Origin of the sequence: Chryseobacterium sp. Mn2064, assembly GCF_049319685.1 — a bacterium.
Classification (GTDB): Bacteria; Bacteroidota; Bacteroidia; order Flavobacteriales; family Weeksellaceae; genus Chryseobacterium.
In genome coordinates this window covers 330,849-353,268 of the sequence record NZ_JBMOUE010000004.1, presented here as the reverse complement: position 1 = coordinate 353,268, position 22,420 = coordinate 330,849, and the positions used below count along the sequence as shown (strand labels likewise).

Genomic DNA, 22,420 nt, shown 5'->3' with positions numbered 1-22,420 from the left:
CAAAAATACTTCTTTAAAATTAAATGGCAACAATTATTAATTTGGAATCTTGAACCACCATTTCTTCCCAACAATTTTCAAGCCATGAATAACCGTAATCGGAAAAGAATACACTAAAATTGTAGACTCTTTCCTGCCAGGTTTTTGCGGGATGAACATCTAAAAAGAGATTCTCCAGTCTTTCCAGCAATTCATTCTGTTTTATTTTTTCAGCGTGAAGCAAACGTTTTTTCATTCTTTTAAAAGACTTTAACTGTCTTACTTCTTCTGCTTTCACCATATTTCCGAACGATTTATCTGTATTTTCTGCGGAAGCTCTAAGCTCAGAGAAATTGTTGATCAATAGTTCTTCTTTTTCTTCCAATAATTTTAAAATGGCATTATCATCCAAAATTTTGTTATTGGTAAGTGCGGTAAAATTCTGGAAAAAATCTTCAATTTTAAGATCCAGTTTTTCAATTTTCCCTACCGTCTTTTCCTTTAAGAAAAGCATAGAATTCCTAGGAATAAGAATAGGGAAAGAGATGTTAATGGTTGAAAAGTAATCTTTAAGCTCCAGCCAGTACATGATCTCTGCATTCCCGCCAATATATGCCAAATTAGGAAGAACTTTTTCCTGATACACTGGGCGCATCAGAGCATTTGGACTGAATTTTTCAGGATAGTTTTCCAGTTCAGAAAGTATTTCTTCTTTCGTAAACTGAATATTTTTATCTACAACAAAATATTTCTCGCCGTTGGATTCAATTCTGTCTCTTGTATCTGAAAGATAGAAAAGGTTAATTTCTCGTGGGTTGACCTGTACCTTTCCATATTTTTCAGTCAGGAAATTTACTTTTTCTTTTGACGTTTTCTGTAAACTGGAGTGGAGAAGTTCATCAGTGAATACTTCTCTGATCTGAGTTTTCAATGCTTTGGAATCTCCATCCAATATCAAAAGTCCGAACTCTGAAAAAAGACGGTTAACAAGAGTCTGAATAGCCTGTGTTAAAGTATTCCCAGTTTTGTAAGCTTCCTTCATCATCAGAATGAGCTCTGTTCCAAAAATAGAATCTTTGAATTCTTTTTCAAATTCGGAAATAAAGTAAGTATCATTGATTTTGATTCTTCCTACCGGACCTCCAGACTTTTCATTGGTTTCGTAATAGTTGTTCTCTGTTTTAAAATGATTGATTTCTGCAAAATCGTGATCTTCAGAAGCCATCCAATATACCGGAACGAAATTAAAATCAGGGAAATTCTCTTTCAGATAGGTACAGGTTTTTATGGTCTGCAAAATTTTATAGACAAAGAAAACCGGCCCTGAAAAGAGATTCAACTGGTGACCTGTTGTAATGGTAAACGTATTGGTTTGTAGAAGACTTTCAAGATTTTCTTTCTGTTTTGAGGAAAGTTTGAATTCCGAAAGCTGCTCTCCAAAAACGTTATACAAAGTACGCCTTTGTTCTGATGAAAAAGATTCCTGTTTTTGATGAATCTGTTGACTGAAGTTGTCTAAAGAAAATGTTTTATTTTCAAAACCCTCAATTTTTTGGTTTAAAAAGTCTTTTACCAATTGAGGAATACTTTCTATATCGTTAAATGATAATTTATTAATTGTTTTCAACCTGTTATTTTTTTAGTTGAACAAATACCACAGAATCCCGATATTCAATCTGAAATCGTATACCGGATAGTGTGGGAATGCATATGCTTTATTATTGGAAATAAAGGTTCCTACCTGCTGTCCTTCTATGAAAAAGAACATTTTCTTAACCTTCATGTTGACATAAAGATCGGCAATAGGCTGTCCTCCGATTGAGAATGAACTTGCACCAGGCAGAATATACTCGTTAAGAACCGGGAAATATTCTCTTGAAGCAAATTTGGAGAAGTAATATACTTTAAGCCCCGCCTGAATTTCTGCTGCTTTTTTGAATGCCTGAGTCTGGAAAAAGAAATTGGCTCTTCCTACAAAACCTGGCATCGGCAACAAGTTTTTATTCGTTAATGTATTTTGGAAATGTAGCCTTGTATTTAAATGGAATTTACCATAGCTGAAGGTAGCATCACCTCCTACCTGAGAAATATTGACAGAACCATCACTTTGTTTTGGCGTTCCGTTACTATCAAAATAAGTATAGTTATCAATTCTGAAATAGTTGGCAAATAGTTCTGTTTTAAACCACTTCAGATTGATACTTCCCCCTACTTCCATTATTGACTGATTCTTTGCATTATCAAGGTAATAATTGAATCTGTCATAAACAGAAGTGTTCAGTAAATAATTAAAAGAAGGATAGGCACTTTGGAAATTCACCTTTGCATTGACGAAGTAATCTTTGATAGGTTCAAATTTCAAGGTATTGGCTGTTCTTAAGTAACTTTTAAATTGACTTCCGTTTGAAAATTCCAAAAATGAGTTCAACTGAATTTTATCCAAAAGTTTTATCTGTAGATTTCCTACGGCTCCAATTCTACTTTCTTTAAGTTCGTTGGGATAGGAAGCTCCATTTAATGCTACAGCATCTCTTATCCCGAGTTTGATTATCTGATAACGTACCCCAGCATCAAGCTTGAATTTTTCATTATCGAAAATAAGGCTTACCGTATTGCTTAAATTCTCAGAATATTTTTTTGTTGTTAAAGGAAAACCACTCACCTGATTGATTCCCATCTTTGTCCAATAGCTTTCTATTGCACCCTGATTATAATAGTATTTATTTCCCTGATGAAAAATAGTATGTCTGATTCTGAAAGGAAATTTTTCTGAATTGAAAGGAGTAAACTGATGGCTCAGATAATACCTTCTGTAAGCAAACTGAGAGCTACTCGACTCCAGATTAACCTGAGCATTCTGTCTGTTCTTATAGTTACTGTCCCCATTCTGGAATAAATTGTCTTCCGTAATCCCGCCACTTTCCTGATTGTTCAGGTTTTGATGTAGGTAGTGAGCGAAGAGTTCATAATTACCACTTTCAGAAATATAGTGTCCTGAAAATATGGTATTGTTATTTGCTGCAAGTGAGTTTCTGTAAAGTCCCTGCGAACGAAGTCCCATATATTCGATCGCAAAGTTGAATCTCTTACCAATATTTTGGGTATAAGTTGATCTTAAAGCCGCCCCATTTCGCATTGCATTGTGATAAACGAATGTTGCGGTAGGAGTTTTTACGTCATAATATTTCACATCATTCGCTCCAAGAATAATATACGATTTGTTGGAAGGCAACAAAGAAAGATTTTCTTCAGTATTCACTTCAAATACTAAGGGATTAAACCCAGCACCTATATTGGCTGGCTGAATTCTTCCGAAGTTGTCACGGTTATTATATTGTGAAAAAATATTTGTTTTATCAAAAGTCATTACGGTATCAAACACTTTCTTTTCTGAAAACTGAGTCTGAAACTGATAATCGTTGATGGTAGGTTTAAAAATTTCCAGGGAGTCTTTCTTCCCCGAGTCTATTACCAATGTGTCTTCTTTTTTTATCGGAGGCTTCTTAGCATCTGTTTTATCAGCAATCTGAGCCTGGGCTATAAAACTAAAGAAGGAAAGTATGAAAAGGATGTACTTCATTATTCATTATTGTACAGCAAAAATAAGAAATAATAGCAAATAAAAACCCCTGCTTAGAGCAGGGGTTGTATATAATATGATTATTGTTTATTAATAACCAGGGTTTTGCTGAATACTTGGGTTACCCGCAGTCTCATTGATTGGAATAGGTAAAGTATACTTGTAGCTATTGTTCGGAAGATTACTAACCGTAACGATATCATCTTTAGCATTTCTATCCATTGTTACACCTGAAACCGTAGCAAGTCTCTTTAAGTCAATATAACGGTGACCTTCAAGACCAAGTTCAATTCTACGTTCTTTTAAGATATCAGCATAAGCCGCTTGAGCTGTTCCATATGTAGGAGTAGTTGCTGTTCCTAAGTAGTTTCTTGCCACTCTTACTTGTTGGATTAGCGCTTGTGCTTGGCTTAAGTTACCTGCAGCAACTTCAGCTTCAGCAAGAATGAAGTACATTTCAGATAATCTGAATACTTTAACATCATTTCTTACAGCAGCACCAACTTTTCCAGGATATTTATCAATTACAAGTCTGTCTGTAAGAGAACCTTGAGACTGATAGTTATTATTGATTACAGAAGTTGGATCGATATAAGTATATCTTCTGATATCTCCTTTATCACTTGCAGGATCATATACAAGGTTAAATAGGTTTCTACCTAAGAACCACATAGGAGTACCTGTAGCCAAAGATCCGTTAGTATTCCATCTTGAACCGATGCTTCCTCCGGCACCTAAAGCTAATCTATTTAAAGAGAAAATAACTTCTCCATTATCTGTATCAGCCCACATTCTTCTATATGGATTGAAAGATCCACCAACGATACCATTACCATTTGTAGTAGTTGTACCACCATAGAAAGCAATATTCCATTTAGCCGTAGGCGTTGGAAACTTGTAATCACCAGATTGATAAGGAGATCCATCCGCTTCAGTAAGTGGAACAGATAAATTAGTCCCAGTTATTGGTGTAGCTTGAGTAAGTGACAAACTAGAGTTATCTATTACATCTTTAGCATATTGTTTAGCTAAAGCAGTGTTCCCCCTGTATAAGTTGAAACGAGCCGTAAGAGCATTAACAAATACTAAATCTACATAATATTTTCTCCCAGTCGTTTTTGTAAGAATTCCTCTTGCATAATCTAAATCGGAAACAATAAAGTCATAAACATCTTTATTGGTTGCTCTTGGTAACTTAGCATCTGTTGCTGGCACATCTTTTAAAAGAATTACCCCCAAAGCATTTGGATCTTTCATATCTGTAGAGAAATATGATTCCAATTGCACATAACAGAAAGCTCTGATTGCTCTTGCCTGGGCTAGAATATTATTATATTGAGCTGTTTCAGCCGTTGTTTTAGGAGTAATATTTTTTGCTCCTTCTAATAGTCTGTTGATTCTATTGATAACTCTATAATGAGTTAACCAAATACCATCACTTGAACCTGTACTTACCGACCCACCATTAACTACTGATGTAGACGGATCCAAGAAGAATCTGTGCAAGTCATACTCCTGACCACCACTACCATTTCCTGGTTTTACTTCATCTGTAAATACTGCAGTAAAATAAATCTCATCAATTGTATCTAGCTGGCCATATACAGACCCAATTAATACATCGTTAAGATTTGCTACACTTGTATAAACATCTTTTTCCTCCAGCTGACCTGGCTGAACTATATCTAATGCATCCTGGCAACTGTTCAATGTAAATGTCACAGAAGACATGGTTGCTAAAATTAAGACTGTATTTATAATTCTTTTCATAATTCTTCTATATTAAAAATCAACATTTAAACCTACTGATACGGTTTTAGGGTTAGGATATACATTCAATGAATATGTAGTAACCGGCTCTGGGTCAAATCCTTTCCAACTGCTCCAAGTATATAAGTTTTCTGCCTGAACAAAAACCTTAATACCTTTCACTGGTAATTTACCTAATTGGTTTTTAGTGAAGCTATAACCTAAAGAAATATTTTTAAGTCTGATGAAATCTGATTTGTGTAAGAATCTGTCTGAAGAACCTTCTGTTCCTGAATTGTTAGCTTCAAGATTTGGTACATCTGTATTCGTGTTAGTAGGTGTCCAAGCATTCAATAGATCCGAAGAAACATTGATGTTAATACCAGCGTAGTTAGGGTTCATTACCCAAGACTGTAAGTTGTCATAGATCCATCCTCCTTGTTGGAAAGAGAATAATGTATCAAGGAACCAACCTTTATGCTGGAAGTTGAATCCAAAACCTCCGGTAAATTTCGCGTATGGAGATTTTCCTGTAAGTCTTCTGTCTGAAGGCTGTGGAGCTTTAGTTACATTTCCATTGATATCAAGGAACATTTGCTCTCCATCAGTAGGATCTACCCCAATATAAGGATATAATTGATACTGACTAGCAGGTCCACCAATTGCATTTACAACGTCATCTGCTAAGTTTTCGTTACTCATCGAAACGATCTTATTAGAGTTGTATGCAGCATTAGCGAAAACTGATAATCTTGTATTTTCATTTCTGATTACATTATATCTGATCAAACCTTCAACCCCTTTGTTATCAAGAACACCATCATTTCCTCTGATTGAGTAAACCCCTGTAACAGCTGATCTCTGAAGATCGTTGAACATTCTTGTTGTTCTTTTTTGGTAATAGTCGAAACTACCTTCGATAACACCTTTATAATTGAAGTCTAAACCAATGTTAGATTGCTTCACCTGTTCCCACTTTAGGAATGGGTTTGATAGGTTTACAAAATTATAACCTAGTAAGTTCTGATATCCTGAAACACCATTATACAGATCTAAGAAATTATTTGGAAGTAACGCTAATGGGTTAGAGTTGTTCGCAGCAATTCCTAAGTTCTGGTTACCTGTTGTTCCAATGGAAGCTCTTAATTTAAGCAATCTAAATCCAGAGTTAGCCATGAAATCTTCTTTATCAATATTCCATCTAGCAGCAGCAGACCAGAAAGTCTCCCATCTGTTTGTAGGTAAGAAACGGTAAGAACCATCTCTTCTTACAACTCCACTCACACCATATTTATCTTTGTAATCATAATCAAATGTTCCAAAGTAAGCCAATGTTCCTGCTTCTACTTGTGAAGCACTTACACTTGGTCTGTAGAAGTTAGGGGTGTCTGGGTTAAATGGAATATAACCAGTACCTGATCCAAATGACCACTGTAATGGGTTAAGACCATTTTGTTGTTGGTTTGTTGTTGATACGTGTACTTTAATATAGTCCATGTACGCCGCAGCTGAAATCGTATGATCTCCAAACGTTTTGTTGAAGGTAATATTTGTAATATTATTAAACGTTAAATCTTGCGTGTTTGTAAATTGCTCAAACCCTCCGTATTTAGATCCTGCTCCTGCAGCAACAGAAATAGCCAGATAACCTAGTGGAGATCTTGCAAAAGTTCTTTGGTATTCTTTATACTCAATACCAGTTCTGTTCCCTACGCTTAGATAATCTGTAAGTTTATAGTTTACGTTAGCGTTAGCAGATATACTTAATTCTGTGAATCTGTTTCTGATACCTCCGTTGATGTTATCCTGAAGAATCCATTGTCTGTTCGCAGAACTTTGCTGTCCAATAGCGTTAAATAGAGCCTGTCCATTAGCATATGGAGAAGGAGTTACATATGTAGGAGAAAGAATACTACCAAATAATGGGTTTTGTAATACGTTTGCATTAATTGCAGTATTCGTTTCATCATCTAGCTGATTTCTTTTAGAATACCCTAAACCAATGATTGAACCAAATGTTAATCTACCATCTTTAGATTTACCCGTCAAGTTATTTCTTAAAGTAAATCTTTTAAAATCAGTAGATTTAATTGTTCCTTCGCTATCAAGATATCCTAATGATAAAAAGTTATTAATATTTTCACCACCACCTGTAATTGATAGGTTATGTTGTTGAGAAATACCTACCTGAGTAAATTGTTTTGTCCAGTCTGTATTTGTAGGCCAGTTATCAATTTGATCTTGTGTCAAATTATTAGCCGCAGCATAACCAGCATCAAAGTTCTTCTGAATCTGTAATAATTGTCTACCATTTGCCATATTATAATCAGGCTTTGGCATTTTGCTGAATGATGTTAATGCATCATAAGAAATCTTTAATCCAGAGTTATATTTACCTCCTTTAGTTGTAATTACAACAACTCCATTCGCTGCTCTGTTACCATAGATTGCAGTTGCCTGAGCATCTTTCAAGATACTGAAAGTTTCAATATCATAAGAGTTCAAGTTTCTAAATTGTGATCCAGAAGTGATTACACCATCTACTACATATAAAGGATCTGTAGATCCGTTCAATGAACTCATACCTCTAATTAAGATATTGAACTTCCCTGAACCTGGTGAACCAGATGCCGAGTTAACCACAATACCAGGAGCTGTACCTTGGATTGAGTTCAAAACAGAAATGTTAGGTCTGTTTTCTAAAGTTTCAGCACCTACTGTAACTGAAGAACTCGTAGTTTTTGCCTTTGTAGCTGTCTTACTATACCCTAAAACAACTACCTCCTCAATTTTTGTCTCCTTGTCTTTTTTGTCCTTAGAGCCATTTTCCTGAGCAAATACAGCTTGTCCTGTAAAAAACAAAACACCAGCTGTTAATACACGTAGTTTAACATTCATATTAACAAATTTTAATATATTTTAAGGGCAAATATGTTAATAAATATTAATACTAGCAAATTTTTTATCTATATATAGTCATTCAATATTCACAATATACAAGGTTAAAATAGCAATAGACAAAAAAATTCATAATTTATAATGTATATTTTTTCAAAAAACATAAAATAAACTTTAAAAACGAAAGCTTTTAACAGTTTATAATCATACATAAAAAAATTATTTATAATAAATCTAAATTACAACCCTGCTAATTTTCAGCACTCTAACTCTTTTGAAACAAAAAAATAAATTTCAGCAATAAGACTGACTATTTTATGCTTTAATTTAAAAAAAATTACGTTCTTTACCAATAAATAAAGGCATGAATAGGTTTATAATTTGACATCCGTGCACTTTTTTAACAGAAAAAACAAAAATTTCATAAATTTAAAGCATGAAAAAAAAGATTTTAACCACATTAATTTTAGCTAGCTTCAGTAGCTTTAGCTTTGGACAACAAACCCTTTCTGTAAATGGGGCGACAGGAGCACAATCTGTATTTGACGGAATCAAATCTACTACAGGGAAAACTTTAAAATACGAGGATATTCCAGGAGCATCCCCTTATCTTAATAAGGAATTTGCTAATGCAAAAGTAGCAGCAAACTATGAACAAGTACCTGTACGTTACAATAGCTATAGTGATGAAATTGAATTTAAAAAAAATAATGAAGTTCAGGTTCTCCCTAAAACTTCAGATTTTTCAAGAATTGAAATTGCCTCTCCCAAGCAAACGATCGTACTGCTTGAAACATCAGACGATCTAAACGGATACTTCATTGAGTTGGTAAATGGCAAAAACAGCCTTTACAAAAAGGTAAAAACCAAATTTACAGATGTTGTTCCGGCTGCCAATTCTTATGCCAGTGAGAGACCTGCCAATTTCAGAACTTTAGATCCGGTATACTACATCAAAACTGATAAAGGTTTTATAAAGAAGCCAAGAAACCAGAAAGAAATCATTGAACAGTTTCCTGATAAAAAAGATAATTTAACAGCCTTCTTCAAGTCTAATAAAATCAAATTTGACAAAGATGAAGATCTGATAAAACTTGTCACCTTCTTGAACCAGAACTAAGAAAAAAACTTAAAATTTTCTTAAAAAAACAAATCAGGCACCTCAAATGAGGTGCCTGATTTTATTGTATCTGAATAGAATTATTTCAGCTTTTTCTTCACTGCAACTTCTTCGTAAACTTCAAGAATATCTCCGATTTCAATATCGTTGTAACCTTTCAGGTTCAGACCACATTCGTAACCTTTTGTTACTTCCTTCACATCGTCCTTGAAACGTTTTAAACTTTCAAGTTCACCGTCAAATTTCACGATACCGTCTCTCAATAAACGTACTTTGGATTGTCTTGTAACTTTTCCAGTAAGAACCATACATCCTGCGATTGTTCCTACTTTAGAAATCTTGAATACTTCACGGATTTCAACATTACCGATTACCTGCTCCTGAATTTCAGGAGAAAGCATTCCTTCCATCGCTTCTTTTACTTCATCAATTGCTTTATAGATTACAGAATATGTTCTGATCTCAATTTCTTCACGGTCTGCAAGTTCTTTTGCATTGGCTCCAGCTCTTACGTTGAATCCGATGATAATTGCATCAGAAGCTGCTGCTAGGTTGATATCAGATTCAGTGATCTGTCCAACACCTGAGTGAAGGATTTTCACGCTGATTTCTTCTGTAGATAATCTTTGTAACTGATCAGAAAGTGCTTCAACAGAACCATCCACATCTCCTTTAAGGATAATGTTCAATTCTTTGAATTCTCCTAGAGCGATACGTCTACCCAATTCTTCAAGGGTTGTATGCTTCTTCGTTCTGATAGAAAGTTCTCTTTGTAATTGCTCTCTCTTATTCGCGATCGCTTTACCTTCACTTTCATCAGCATACACTCGGAACTTATCTCCCGCAGTAGGGGCTCCGTCTAATCCTAAGATGGTTGCTGGGATTGATGGACCAGCTTCTACAAGATTTTTACCTCTTTCATCAAGTAAAGCTTTTACTTTACCATGGTTTTTACCTGCCACTACATAATCTCCAACTCTTAAGGTTCCGGTTTGCACCAACATTGTAGCAACATACCCTCTACCTTTATCTAGAGAAGCTTCGATAACAACTCCATTAGCCGAACGGTCTGGATTAGCTTTTAGTTCAAGCATTTCTGCCTGTAATAAAACTTTTTCCAACAATACGTCTACATTGTTACCAAATTTCGCTGAAATCTCCTGAGCCTGTACATTCCCACCCCATTCTTCAACTAGAACCGGAGGGTTCAAGCCAGAAAGCTGCTGACGGATATTATCAGGGTTAGCATTTGGTTTATCCACTTTATTGATTGCAATAATCATTGGTACTCCTGCAGCCTGAGCGTGAGCAATAGCTTCTTTGGTTTGTGGCATTACATCATCATCGGCAGCGATTACAATAATTGCAATATCTGTGATCTGTGCACCTCTCGCTCTCATCGCGGTAAAGGCTTCGTGACCAGGTGTATCTAAGAATGTAATTCTCTGACCATTTTCCAGTTTTACATTATAAGCACCGATGTGCTGTGTAATACCTCCTGATTCACCAGCAATTACGTTTGTTTTTCTTACGTAATCCAGTAATGAAGTTTTACCGTGGTCAACGTGTCCCATTACCGTAACAACAGGTGCTCTTGACACTAAGCTTTCTTCGCTATCGATTTCGTCTTCTGAATCTGTATCTTCAAGATCTGCATCAGAGAATTCAATTTTATAACCGAATTCATCTGCTACCAACAGTAAAGTATCTGCTTCAAGTCTCTGGTTCATGGTCACCATTACCCCTAGTGAGAAACATGCAGAAATTACTTCAGTTGGAGAAACATTCATCAAACTTGCCAATTCACCTACTGTGATGAATTCTGTTACTTTAAGAGTTCTGTCTTGTGCTTCAAGCTCCTGCTGACGCTCATCCTGTTCTCTACGGAAGGTTCTCTTATCTTTTCTGTGTTTAGCAGATTTAGATTTACCTCCTTTGTTGGTAAGTTTTTCTAAAGTTTCCTTGATCTGGTTTTTAACTTGTTCGTCAGTTAATTCAACTGGCATAACTCTTTGTCCAGGTCTGTTGTTTTGTCCACCTTTTTTGAAGCCACCACCTTGACCGCCCGGGCGGTTTTGATTGTTGTTGTTTCCAAAACGGTTTCCACCTTGACCTCCCTGGCCTTGAGGTCTGTTTCCTTGACCTCCTTGTCCCTGACGGTTTCCGCCTTGTCCACCGTTACCGTTATTATTCTGACGGTTTCCTTGGCCCTGACCACCCTGGTTGTTATTATTTCCTGAGTTTTGATTATTCCCCTGACCTTGTTGGTTGTTGTTCTGACCGCCAGGTTTTTCAATTCTCTTTCTTTTCTTTTTTGCTCCGGCACCTGGTTTTGGTGCAAACTGAGTTAAGTCTATCTTTTCTCCAACGATCTTAGGACCGTCAAGTTTCTGATATACTGTTTCAATTTTTTGTGGTTCCTGAGATTCAGGTTCTGTCTCTACTTTTGGAGCTTCCACTTTTTTCTCCTCTACAACTACTGGTTTGGGAGTTTCTTTTATTGGTTCCACAGGTTTTGCTTCTTCTTTTTTCTCCTCCATTTTTAGTTTGTCTTTTTTCACAGGTCTGTTTCTAGATTCTATTTGAGACAAATCAATTTTATCTAAAACTTTAAATTCCTGCTTTTCAGGAGCTGCTTTAACTTCCGGTTGTTCTTCTTTCACAATTTCTTCTTTCTTTTCTTCAACCGGTGTCGCAACAGGAGCTACAGGAACCACAGGAGTTTCTTCAACTTCTGGTTTCTTAGGTTCCAGATCTATTTTACCTAAAATTCTAGTTTCTGGTTTATTTGCTTTAGCTCTTATCACTTCAGGGGTTTTCTTTTCTTCAATTTCCAGTTTTTCTTCCGGAACTTTAGTGATCACCACCTCATGGGAAGCCTTTCGTTGTTCGCCGTCTTTAGCAAACTCAGCCTCCAATGCAGAATATGCCGATTCTTCCAATTGAGCGTTAGGATTGCTTTCAACCTCGATACCCTTAGCTTGTAAAAACTCTACTAGTCTGGACATCGAAATATTGAATTCCTTAACCGCTTTATTTAATCTAATTTTTGGCATCTATATTATTTACTGTTTTTTAATTTTTAAAATTAAAGTATTTCTTTTTTACTGTTTATTAAAATTTATTTAAAATTTTAATCTTCAAATTCTTCTCTTAGAATACGTTTCACATCTTCGATTGTTTCTTCTTCAAGATCAACCATATTAAGAAGACTTTCAGTTTCTTTATCCAATACTGATTTTGCAGTCGTAAGTCCTACTTTCTTAAACTCATCCAAAATCCACTGCTCGATATCATCGTTAAATTCTCTCAATTCAACATCATCATCCTCGCTGGACTCTCTGTAAACATCAATTTCATATCCTGACAACCAAGAAGCCAGTCTGATATTCTGTCCTTGTTTTCCAATTACTTTAGAAATCTCTTCAACAGGAGTATATACTAATGCATAGTTTTGTTCCTCGTTGATGTCAATTTTATTGATGGTAACATTTCCTAAAGCTCTCTTCACCAAAATCTCAGGGTTTTTAGACCACTGGATAACATCGATGTTCTCATTTTTCAACTCTCTTACAACGCCATGAATTCTGGATCCTTTTACCCCAACACAAGCTCCTACCGGATCTATTCTGTCATCGTAAGCATCTACTGCAATCTTCGCCTTTTCACCAGGAATTCTCACTACTTTTTTCAAAATAATGGTTCCGTCCTGGATTTCAGGAATTTCCAGCTCAAGTAACTTTTCTAGGAACTTCGGTGCAGTTCTGGAAATAATAATCTGTGGTTTTGAACCTTTAAAATCTACTGTTTCAACAATAGCTCTGATATTCTCACCCTTTTTAAAGAAATCGGATGGGATCTGGTTTTCTTTAGGTAAAATGAATTCGTTTCCTTCATCATCCAACAAAATCACGTGCTTATGACGGATGTGGTGGATTTCTCCTACAACAATTTCACCAATTTTATCTCTAAACTGTTCGTACAGCATTGCATTATTGTGTTCCTGAAGTTTTGTTGCCAAAATCTGCTTCAGCGTAAGAATATTTCTTCTTCCCAACTGTGCAACAGGAATTTCCATTGTAAAGTCTTCACCTACTTCGAAGGTAGGGTCAATTTTTTTTGCTTCGGAAATTTCAATTTCCAAATCATCATCTTCAGACATTTCATCCTCTACAATTGTTTTGTTCAAAAATATCTGAAAATCTCCTTTATCCGGGTTTACAATCACGTCAAAGTGGTCATCTGAGTCAAATCTTTTTCTCAAAAGTGTCTTCAGTGAATCCTCAATAATTGCCATAAGATCAATTTTACTGATCCCCTTTTCGTCTTTAAAATCACCAAAGGATTCAATCAACGCTATATTATCCATCTATTTTTTTTTCTTTTTAAAATTTAATTACTACTAATGCTTTTTTGATCTCGGAGTAAGGAATTTCCTTTTCCTCCTCTACATCTACTTTTCCTTTTCCGATATCTTTCGGCTTACGGTAACGCAGAACTAGAGTGATCTTCTCTTCGTCTACTTTTGACAATTCTCCTTCAATTTTAGAAGAATCCTCCAGCATCACTTCAATCTCTCTTCCAATGTTTTTGTTAAATTGTCTTGGAGTGGCCAATGGCTCGCTTAATCCTGCAGACATCACCTGAAGGCTAAAGTCATGCTCTTCACGATCCATATTGAATTCTATTGCGCGGCTTGCATCAAGGCAATCCTGCAAAGAAACTCCATTATCTCCATCCAAAATCACTGTAATATCATCTCCCGGAGAGATCTTAAGATCTATAAGAAACAGATCTTGTCTGGTCTCAAGGAATTCATTTAATAATTCTTCAATTCTTTTTCTAAACTCCATACGTTCTTTTATCTTGATTTACAGTACGAAAAAAGGCTTTCTTTCGAAGCCTTCCCATTTTTTCCGTAAATCCAATGCAAATATACGCCTTTTTTCTAAAAAAGCAAAATTATCTTATTATCAAGTAAATAGCGAAGGATTCTTTTACAATAAATTAAAGAAGTAAGTGAAAGTATTTTTATTACTTTTGTCTTTAGAATTTTAAAACAAACATTTTGAATATAACGATTGTAGGAACAGGTTATGTGGGATTAGTTACAGGAACTACTCTGGCAGAACTTGGCAATTCAGTATACTGTGTTGATATTGATGAAAAAAAAGTAGAAGGTATGAAAAACGGCGTAGTTCCCATCTATGAGCCGAACCTTGAGGAAATGTTTCTGAGAAACATCCAATCTGAAAGATTATTTTTTACGACCAACCTTAAAGAAGCTTTAGACAAAAGCGAAGTAATATATTTAGCACTCCCTACTCCCCCAGGAGAAGATGGTTCTGCAGATCTGTCTTATGTACTGCAGGTAGCCAACAATATTGGCGAGATGATGACGGAATATAAAGTGATTGTCAACAAAAGTACAGTTCCCGTAGGAACCGCCGACAGGGTAAGAGAGACAATATCTTCTAAAACGGACATTCCTTTTGATGTGGTTTCAAATCCTGAGTTCTTAAGAGAAGGGTTTGCTGTAGAGGACTCAATGAATCCTTCCCGAGTTGTGGTAGGGGCCAGTTCAGAAAGAGCAAAAGACGTTATGTCTAAAATATACCAGCCTTTTACGAATACCGGAATTCCAATCATCTTCATGGATGAAAAGTCTTCTGAGCTTACAAAATACGCAGCCAATTCATTTCTTGCAGTGAAGATCACATTCATGAACGAGATTGCCAATTATTGCGAAAAAGTAGGTGCAGATGTAGACAAAGTGAGATTGGGTATGGGTAGTGATGACAGAATCGGGCACCGATTTTTATTCCCCGGCATCGGATATGGAGGAAGCTGTTTTCCTAAAGACGTAAAGGCTCTTATAAAATCCGGAAAGCAGGAAGATTTTAATTTCCAGATTCTGGAAGCTACAGAAAACGTCAATACCACTCAGAAAGTAATATTGGTTTCCGAAATTGAAAAATATTTTGGAGGAAATATCGAAGGAAAAAAAATTGCCATGTGGGGACTTGCTTTCAAGGCCAATACAGACGATATCAGAGAAGCTTCATCATTAGACAATATTGCTTTACTGTTACAAAAAGGAGCAAAAATCATTGCGTATGATGCTGTTGCAGAAAACAATGTGAAAAAACTTCTCGGAGACCAAATACAGTACGCTAAAGGAATGTACGATGCATTGGAAGACGTAGATGCACTATTCATTGCTACGGAATGGCCGGAGTTCAAAAATCCTAATTTCGAACTGATGGCTAAAAAAATGAAAAACAAAGTTATTTTTGACGGACGAAATATGTATCCGCTGGAAATCCCGGAACAAAACGGGTTTCATTATAAAAGTATAGGAAGAAAGACCATTTCAAAATAAATAAATGAAAAACATTATCATTACAGGAGGGGCAGGCTTTATTGGCTCTCATGTTGTAAGAGAATTCGTAAAAAACAATCCGGATACGACGATTATCAATCTCGATGCACTTACCTACGCCGGAAATCTTGAAAACTTAAAGGACATTGAAAATGAACCTAATTACGTTTTCGAAAAAGCAGACATTACAAAACCGGAAGAACTCAGAAAAGTTTTTGAAAAATACAACCCAGACGCTGTTGTTCATTTAGCTGCGGAAAGCCATGTAGACAGAAGTATCACAGATCCGATGGCATTTATCAACACGAATGTAAACGGAACTGCTAACCTTCTGAACCTTTGTAAAGAATTCTGGACATTGAATCCGGATCACACCCATGGAAGATTCCCGGACGAAAAGCGAAACAATCTATTCTACCATGTTTCAACGGATGAAGTATATGGAAGTTTAGGTGAAACAGGTTTCTTCCTGGAAACAACATCTTACGATCCACAATCTCCTTATTCTGCTTCAAAAGCGGCTTCCGACCACTTGGTAAGAGCTTACGGAAACACTTACGGAATGCCTTTTATTGTATCCAACTGTTCCAACAACTACGGTCCGAATCATTTTCCTGAAAAACTGATTCCTCTTTGTATTTCCAACATTATCAATGAGAGACCTCTTCCTATTTACGGAGACGGAAAATATACAAGAGACTGGTTATTTGTAATTGACCACGCAAAAGGGATTCATCAGATTTTCAACGAGGCCAAAACCGGAGAAACATATAACATTGGAGGATTCAACGAATGGCAGAATATTGATCTGGTAAAAGAGCTGATCAAACAAATGGACGCTAAACTTGGAAAACCTGAAGGATATTCAGAAAAGCTGATCACTTTTGTAAAAGACAGACCCGGTCACGACAAACGTTACGCAATTGATGCTACAAAACTGAATAAAGATCTAGGCTGGAAACCCTCTGTAACTTTTGAGGAAGGCTTGGGAAAAACCATTGACTGGTATCTGGAAAATAAAGAATGGCTTGAAAATGTAACTTCCGGAAATTATCAGGAATACTACAACAAGCAATACAGTTAACATTTTAAGCTAAAAAAAGCTAATAAAACTGCTTACATACATCCATCAACAGCAGGAAAAAAATTTATAACACAAACGAAATTAGCCTAATCCGCACCAAAACATGAAAGGAATAATATTAGCCGGAGGTTCCGGAACAAGACTTTACCCTCTAACGATAGCTGTCAGCAAACAACTAATGCCTGTTTATGACAAACCCATGATCTACTATCCATTGTCTACGCTTCTATTAGCTGGAATTAAGGATATTCTGATCATCACAACTCCCCACGATCAGGAGGGATTCATCAAACTTCTGGGAGACGGCTCCCAAATCGGCTGCAATATTAAGTATGTTGTACAGCCAAGTCCGGACGGGCTTGCGCAGGCATTTATTCTGGGAGACCAATTTATTGGCGATGATTCTGCCGCTTTAGTTTTAGGAGATAATATTTTCTATGGTTCCGAAATGGGAACTTTACTGAAAAACAAAACCAATCCGGACGGAGGTGTTGTTTTTGCTTATCACGTTGCAGACCCTGAAAGATATGGAGTTGTAGAGTTTGACAACAACTTAAAAGCTGTATCTATTGAGGAAAAACCACTGAAACCAAAATCAAACTATGCAGTTCCAGGTCTTTATTTCTACGATAATAATGTTGTGGAAATTGCTAAAAATATTCAACCTTCAGCAAGAGGAGAACTGGAAATAACAGACATCAACAATGTTTACCTAAAGAACGAAAAACTTGAAGTTGCTGTTCTGGACAGAGGTACTGCATGGTTGGATACCGGAACTTTTGATTCTCTGCACGACGCTTCAGAATTTGTAAGCGTTATTGAAAAAAGACAAGGTTTTAAGATCGGCTGCATTGAAGAAATTGCTTTCAGAAACAAATTCATCAATGAAGAAAAATTACTGGAAACGGCTGCAAAATATGGAAAAAGCGGCTACGGTGAATACCTAAAACAACTTATCGGCAAATAATAATAAACTTTATACATTTCGCATACTATTGGCTTTATGCCAATAGTTTTTGCTCATGCCGGCAAATATCAATATATTAGTTGTAATTTTTTAGTTTTATGAAACGAATAAATCACAAACTAAAAAAAACTGTAAGAATTAATTATCTATAAATTTGCAAAAAACTTACACAGATGAATGAACCACAACAGAAGTGGACTGAAACGATTGATGCAAATCATTCGTTATTTGACTTGAAGCTGAAAGAAGTCTGGAAATACAAAGACCTTGTCTATATGTTCGTCAAGAGAGACTTTGTATCCAGTTTTAAGCAAACGATCTTGGGACCCATATGGTTTTTTATCAATCCTATTCTAACAACCATCGTTTTTCTGATTATCTTCGGAAAAATTGCCCAACTATCAACAGATGGAGCCCCTCCCCTTTTATTCTATTTAGGAGGTGTTACGCTTTGGAATTATTTTTCATCCTCACTACTCGCTACCTCATCTACATTTACAGGAAATGCCGGGATATTTGGAAAAGTGTATTTCCCGAGGCTGGTTACTCCTATATCAATCGTCATATCCAATCTTATGAGATTTGGAGTACAGCTCATTCTTTTCATTCTTGTTTGGGCTTATTATCTGAGTAAAGGACAGGTACATCCCAACATTTGGGTTCTTGCAACACCTTTTCTGGTGATACTGATGGCCCTTTTTGCTTTGGGAGTAGGAATGATTTTCTCTTCACTCACCACAAAATATAAAGATCTGAGTATGCTGCTTGGCTTTGGAATAAGTCTTTATATGTATGCTACTCCGGTTATCTATCCAACTTCCGCTCTTAGAGGTGTGTTTAAAAAGATTGCTTTATACAATCCTTTAACAGGTATTTTTGAATGCTTCAAATATGCATGGATTGGTGTAGGAGATTTTTCTCCTGCAATGCTTGGTATCAGTACTATTATTATTGTTATTCTTTTAATGATAGGCATTGTTGTCTTCAATAAGGTTGAAAAAACCTTTATGGATACAGTATAACAGCAGTCACTTTTTATTAATTTTAAAATTCACTTAAGAATATGCTGTCTTTAAAAGCAGAAAATATATCAAAACAATACCGTCTGGGACAAGTGGGAACAGGAACTCTTTCTCATGACCTCAACAGATTCTGGTACAAAATAAGAGGAAAAGAAGACCCTTATCTGAAAATAGGGGAAGCCAACGATAGAACAACAAAAGGTTCTTCAGATTATGTATGGTCTCTTCGTGACATCAACTTTGAGATTGAGCAGGGAGATGCTGTCGGGATCATCGGAAGAAACGGAGCGGGAAAATCTACTTTATTAAAAGTATTAAGTAAAGTAACCAAACCGACCACCGGAAATATTTACACCAATGGAAGAATTGCCTCTCTGCTTGAAGTAGGAACAGGATTCCACCCTGAAATGACAGGGCGTGAAAACGTTTTTCTTAACGGAGCGATCTTGGGAATGACCAGAAAAGAAATCAAAAGAAAATTTGATGAAATTGTAGACTTCTCAGGAGTTGAAAGATACATTGATACTCCTGTTAAAAGATATTCTTCAGGAATGTATGTTCGTCTTGCCTTTGCCGTTGCTGCCCATTTGGAATCTGAAATCCTGATCGTAGATGAAGTTTTGGCCGTAGGAGATGCTGAATTCCAGAAGAAATGTCTTGGAAAAATGAACGATGTAACCAAAGGAGAAGGCCGTACCATACTTTTTGTCAGCCACAACATGACTGCCGTTAAAGAATTGTGTACGAAAGGGATTCTTTTGAACCAGGGACAAATCGATTATCAGGGGAACATTCTCAACACCATCATAGAATATCAGAAAAGCAGTGCCAGAGACAGTTCTTATACCTATAACGGTAATCTGAATGAAGCGTTAGGTAATGACAATATTCGGATCAAAGAATTTTCAGCATCACCAATCAAAGGAGATCTCATAGATATTGACTCCGGAGTGCGGGTAAAATTGGTTTTTCACAATTATTGCCCGGATATTACACTGGACACAACATTCGAATTGAAAAACTACGAAGAACTGGTGATTTTCCATGTTGGAAAACTCATTACTGAGAATAACGATTCTAAAGTTGGAGAATATACCGTAGAATTTGATATCCCACCGGGGCTTCTCAATGCGGGAAACTATTATTTCAAGCTCTATTTTGGAAAAGATCAGAGAATTCTTCTCTTTGGTATAGACGAATTTATAGGATTTGAAGTAGAGAATGTAAAGGTAGGTACAGTAATGTATGTTTACCCCGGAGTAACCCGACCACTTTTTGAATATAAAGTACAGACACCATGATTCCAAAAATAATAGAACTTCCTAAAATATATGACAAAAGAGGAAATTTATCTTTTTTTGAAAACCCCAATCAATTGCCTTTCCCAATAGAAAGAACCTATTGGATATACGATGTACCCGGAGGTGAAGTAAGAGGCAGCCACGCTTTCAAACAACAGCAGGAGTTTATCATTGCTCTTTCCGGAAGCTTTGATGTAGTGATACACAATGGAAAAGAAGAACAGAGATTTTCTTTAAACAGATCTTATTACGGATTATACATTCCTAAAATGTTCTGGCGCAGATTGGAAAACTTTTCAACCAATTCATTAGCATTGATTGTTTCCGACAAACCCTACAATGAAGACGATTATATAAGAAACTTTGAAGAATTTAAAACATTGACCGATGAAAAATAGTGTTTCAGTATTTGATTGTAATGTTATTGATTTAGGTAAAATCAGTTTCGATGAAGGAAACCTCACAGTGGTTGAAAACAACTCTGCATTTCCATTTAATGTAAAAAGAGTTTTCTATTTATATGACATTGCAGGGGGAGAAAGCAGAGGTGCCCATTCTCATAAAGAATGTCATCAGTTTCTGATCGCAGCCAGTGGTAGTTTTGAAGTTTCATTAGATGACGGAAAGTTCAAAAGACAGGTTTTTCTGAACCGTCCCAATATAGGCCTTCACATTCCTCCGGGAATCTGGGCTTCGGAAATTAATTTTTCTTCGGGTGCTATTTGTCTGGTATTGGCTTCTCATACTTATAACGAAAATGACTACATCAGAAATTATGATGCTTATTTAACAATACAAAATGAAAAATAATATCCATCCCTTATCTGATGTTCAGACCAAAAACATAGGTGAAAATACTATGGTTTGGCAATTCTGTGTCATTTTAAAGAATGCACAAATTGGAAATAACTGTAACATCAACTGTAATGTATTTATCGAGAACGATGTAAAAATTGGAGATAATGTAACCATTAAACCGGGTGTACAGATTTGGGATGGAGTAACGCTTGAGGACAATGTATTTATTGGCCCGAATGTTACGTTCACCAATGATCTTATTCCACGCTCGAAGCAATATCCGTTGGAATTCAGTAAAACTTTAATAAAAAAAGGAGCTTCCATAGGCGCCAACTCTACCATTATTGCCGGCAACGTTATTGGTGAAAATGCTTTAATCGGAGCCGGAAGCGTTATTACAAAAGATGTGCCCGCTCACACGGTATGGTATGGCAATCCTGCTCAACATAAGGGGTATATTACAACAGCAGGTTTAATCATAAACCTTGAAATGAAAGATGAGTCAGGCAATGAGTATTTTTTTGAAAATGCACAGTTAATCAAACGCTCATAATCTTTTTACTTAAAAAAACACCTTACGATGACTAAAAAACTATCTCTAATTCTTCTTTCTTACTATAGCGAAAAACGCATTGTAAGCGTGTACGAAAATGTTAAAGAATTATTAGATCGAAATAATATTCCCTTTGAGTTTATCATCATGGATGATGGATCTCTGGACAATTCTTACAAAGTAGCATTAGAGCTGGAAAAAAAAGAGAGCAACGTAAGAGCTTATCAACTGAGCAGAAACTATACAAGCCACTACTCTATTTTTGCAGGACTTTCTCTTGCTGAAGGAGCCTGTGCTTTACCTATCGTAGATGACGAACAACAGCCCTATGAAACGATTGTAGAAATGTACAATATATGGCTTCAGGGAGAAAAGATCATTATACCTCACAGAATAACGCGTGATGACAACTGGAAAAGCAAAGTTTTTTCAGAAACTTATTACAAAATAATGAACAACCTTACGGAAGTAAAATTCCCTAAAGGTGGCGCCGATCTTTTCCTCATTGACCGTGAAATAATTGACATTCTTAACAAAAGAATACATCCTAGAAATACATCAACTGTTGCAGAGATTTTAAGATTAGGATTTAATCCTTATCACTTTGGATATAAAAGGCCTTTGGGTGTTAATCAAAAATCCAGATGGACCCTAAAAAAGAAATTAACCCTGGCAAAGGACACCTTTTTTTCGTCCTCTTCATTTCCCATAAAATTTATATTTAATCTAGGACTTTGGGTTTCTTTAATTTCCTTCCTGCTTATTCTGTTTTATATTTATATTAAAATTTTCGGCAGTCCGTTTTTAAATGATATACAGCCTAAAGGTTGGACGAGTATCATATTGTTTATCTCTTTTTTCGGGGGGCTTATCCTCTTTTCTCTTGGTATTATAGCAGAATATATCTGGCGAATCTTCGAAGAAGTGAAAGATCGTCCGGGTTATATTATTAAAGAAAAAAATGATATTGAGAAACAGTAACGATCT

17 protein-coding genes are annotated in these 22,420 nt (G+C 36.0%); 10 read left to right on the top strand and 7 right to left on the bottom strand.

All coding sequences use genetic code 11. From position 1 onward, the window contains the following. Window positions 1–19: 19 nt before the first annotated feature. The 4 genes from bshC to ACL9RH_RS16695 all read right to left on the bottom strand — a co-directional run bounded on the left by bshC (window position 20) and on the right by ACL9RH_RS16695 (window position 8,206). Window positions 20–1,606 (bottom strand): bacillithiol biosynthesis cysteine-adding enzyme BshC, encoded by a 1,587-nt coding sequence (gene bshC / locus ACL9RH_RS16710; RefSeq protein WP_422694500.1) that lies wholly within the window; start codon window positions 1,604–1,606, stop codon window positions 20–22. Window positions 1,607–1,618: 12 nt separating this feature from the next. Beyond that, entirely contained in the window at window positions 1,619–3,559 is a 1,941-nt protein-coding gene (locus tag ACL9RH_RS16705; RefSeq protein WP_422694499.1) for a putative porin, read from the bottom strand. Window positions 3,560–3,649: 90 nt separating this feature from the next. Continuing rightward, window positions 3,650–5,329: a RagB/SusD family nutrient uptake outer membrane protein gene (locus ACL9RH_RS16700; protein WP_422694498.1), complete on the bottom strand. Its 1,680-nt coding sequence runs from the start codon at window positions 5,327–5,329 to the stop codon at window positions 3,650–3,652. 12 nt (window positions 5,330–5,341) lie between these two features. Then, a complete protein-coding gene (locus tag ACL9RH_RS16695) occupies window positions 5,342–8,206 on the bottom strand; it encodes a SusC/RagA family TonB-linked outer membrane protein (protein ID WP_422694497.1) in 2,865 nt (954 codons plus the stop codon). Between the two features lie 436 nt (window positions 8,207–8,642). Between ACL9RH_RS16695 and ACL9RH_RS16690 the strand changes: the two genes are divergently transcribed. Next, a complete protein-coding gene (locus ACL9RH_RS16690; RefSeq protein WP_422694496.1) occupies window positions 8,643–9,326 on the top strand; it encodes a hypothetical protein in 684 nt (227 codons plus the stop codon). An 80-nt stretch (window positions 9,327–9,406) separates the two neighbouring features. On the opposite strand, the gene infB is transcribed toward ACL9RH_RS16690, so the two are convergent. From infB to rimP, 3 genes are all read right to left on the bottom strand, one after another. Beyond that, window positions 9,407–12,382 carry a translation initiation factor IF-2 gene (gene infB / locus ACL9RH_RS16685; protein WP_422694495.1) on the bottom strand — a complete coding sequence of 992 codons (2,976 nt, stop codon included), beginning with the start codon at window positions 12,380–12,382 and terminating at the stop codon, window positions 9,407–9,409. Window positions 12,383–12,459: 77 nt separating this feature from the next. Then, window positions 12,460–13,695, bottom strand: coding sequence for a transcription termination factor NusA (gene nusA, locus ACL9RH_RS16680; RefSeq protein ID WP_422694494.1), 1,236 nt, complete (start codon window positions 13,693–13,695; stop codon window positions 12,460–12,462). A 16-nt stretch (window positions 13,696–13,711) separates the two neighbouring features. After that, complete coding sequence (rimP, locus tag ACL9RH_RS16675; protein ID WP_422694493.1) at window positions 13,712–14,179, bottom strand: ribosome assembly cofactor RimP; 468 nt, start codon at window positions 14,177–14,179, stop codon at window positions 13,712–13,714. Between the two features lie 215 nt (window positions 14,180–14,394). Here rimP and ACL9RH_RS16670 point away from each other — a divergent pair, with 215 nt between their 5' ends. The 9 genes from ACL9RH_RS16670 to ACL9RH_RS16630 all read left to right on the top strand — a co-directional run bounded on the left by ACL9RH_RS16670 (window position 14,395) and on the right by ACL9RH_RS16630 (window position 22,414). After that, the gene (locus ACL9RH_RS16670) at window positions 14,395–15,708 is read left to right on the top strand and encodes a UDP-glucose dehydrogenase family protein (RefSeq protein ID WP_422694492.1); all 1,314 of its coding nucleotides are present in this window, start codon (window positions 14,395–14,397) and stop codon (window positions 15,706–15,708) included. 4 nt (window positions 15,709–15,712) lie between these two features. Further along, window positions 15,713–16,792, top strand: coding sequence for a dTDP-glucose 4,6-dehydratase (gene rfbB / locus ACL9RH_RS16665; protein WP_422694491.1), 1,080 nt, complete (start codon window positions 15,713–15,715; stop codon window positions 16,790–16,792). 103 nt (window positions 16,793–16,895) lie between these two features. Further along, window positions 16,896–17,759, top strand: a complete 864-nt coding sequence (gene rfbA, locus ACL9RH_RS16660; protein WP_422694490.1) for a glucose-1-phosphate thymidylyltransferase RfbA — start codon at window positions 16,896–16,898, stop codon at window positions 17,757–17,759. A 173-nt stretch (window positions 17,760–17,932) separates the two neighbouring features. Next, window positions 17,933–18,781, top strand: coding sequence for an ABC transporter permease (locus tag ACL9RH_RS16655; RefSeq protein ID WP_422694489.1), 849 nt, complete (start codon window positions 17,933–17,935; stop codon window positions 18,779–18,781). A gap of 41 nt (window positions 18,782–18,822) precedes the next feature. Further along, on the top strand, window positions 18,823–20,082 hold the full coding sequence (locus ACL9RH_RS16650; RefSeq protein ID WP_422694488.1) for a polysaccharide ABC transporter ATP-binding protein: 1,260 nt from the start codon (window positions 18,823–18,825) through the stop codon (window positions 20,080–20,082). Then, window positions 20,079–20,480: a sugar 3,4-ketoisomerase gene (locus ACL9RH_RS16645; protein WP_422694487.1), complete on the top strand. Its 402-nt coding sequence runs from the start codon at window positions 20,079–20,081 to the stop codon at window positions 20,478–20,480. Before ACL9RH_RS16650 ends, ACL9RH_RS16645 begins: the two co-directional genes overlap by 4 nt. Then, window positions 20,470–20,892 (top strand): sugar 3,4-ketoisomerase, encoded by a 423-nt coding sequence (locus ACL9RH_RS16640; RefSeq protein WP_065395835.1) that lies wholly within the window; start codon window positions 20,470–20,472, stop codon window positions 20,890–20,892. The genes ACL9RH_RS16645 and ACL9RH_RS16640 overlap by 11 nt, the downstream gene beginning before the upstream one ends. Further along, window positions 20,882–21,433 (top strand): acyltransferase, encoded by a 552-nt coding sequence (locus ACL9RH_RS16635; protein ID WP_422694486.1) that lies wholly within the window; start codon window positions 20,882–20,884, stop codon window positions 21,431–21,433. Before ACL9RH_RS16640 ends, ACL9RH_RS16635 begins: the two co-directional genes overlap by 11 nt. A gap of 27 nt (window positions 21,434–21,460) precedes the next feature. After that, window positions 21,461–22,414 (top strand): glycosyltransferase, encoded by a 954-nt coding sequence (locus ACL9RH_RS16630; RefSeq protein WP_065395833.1) that lies wholly within the window; start codon window positions 21,461–21,463, stop codon window positions 22,412–22,414. The last annotated feature ends 6 nt before the right edge of the window (window positions 22,415–22,420 follow it).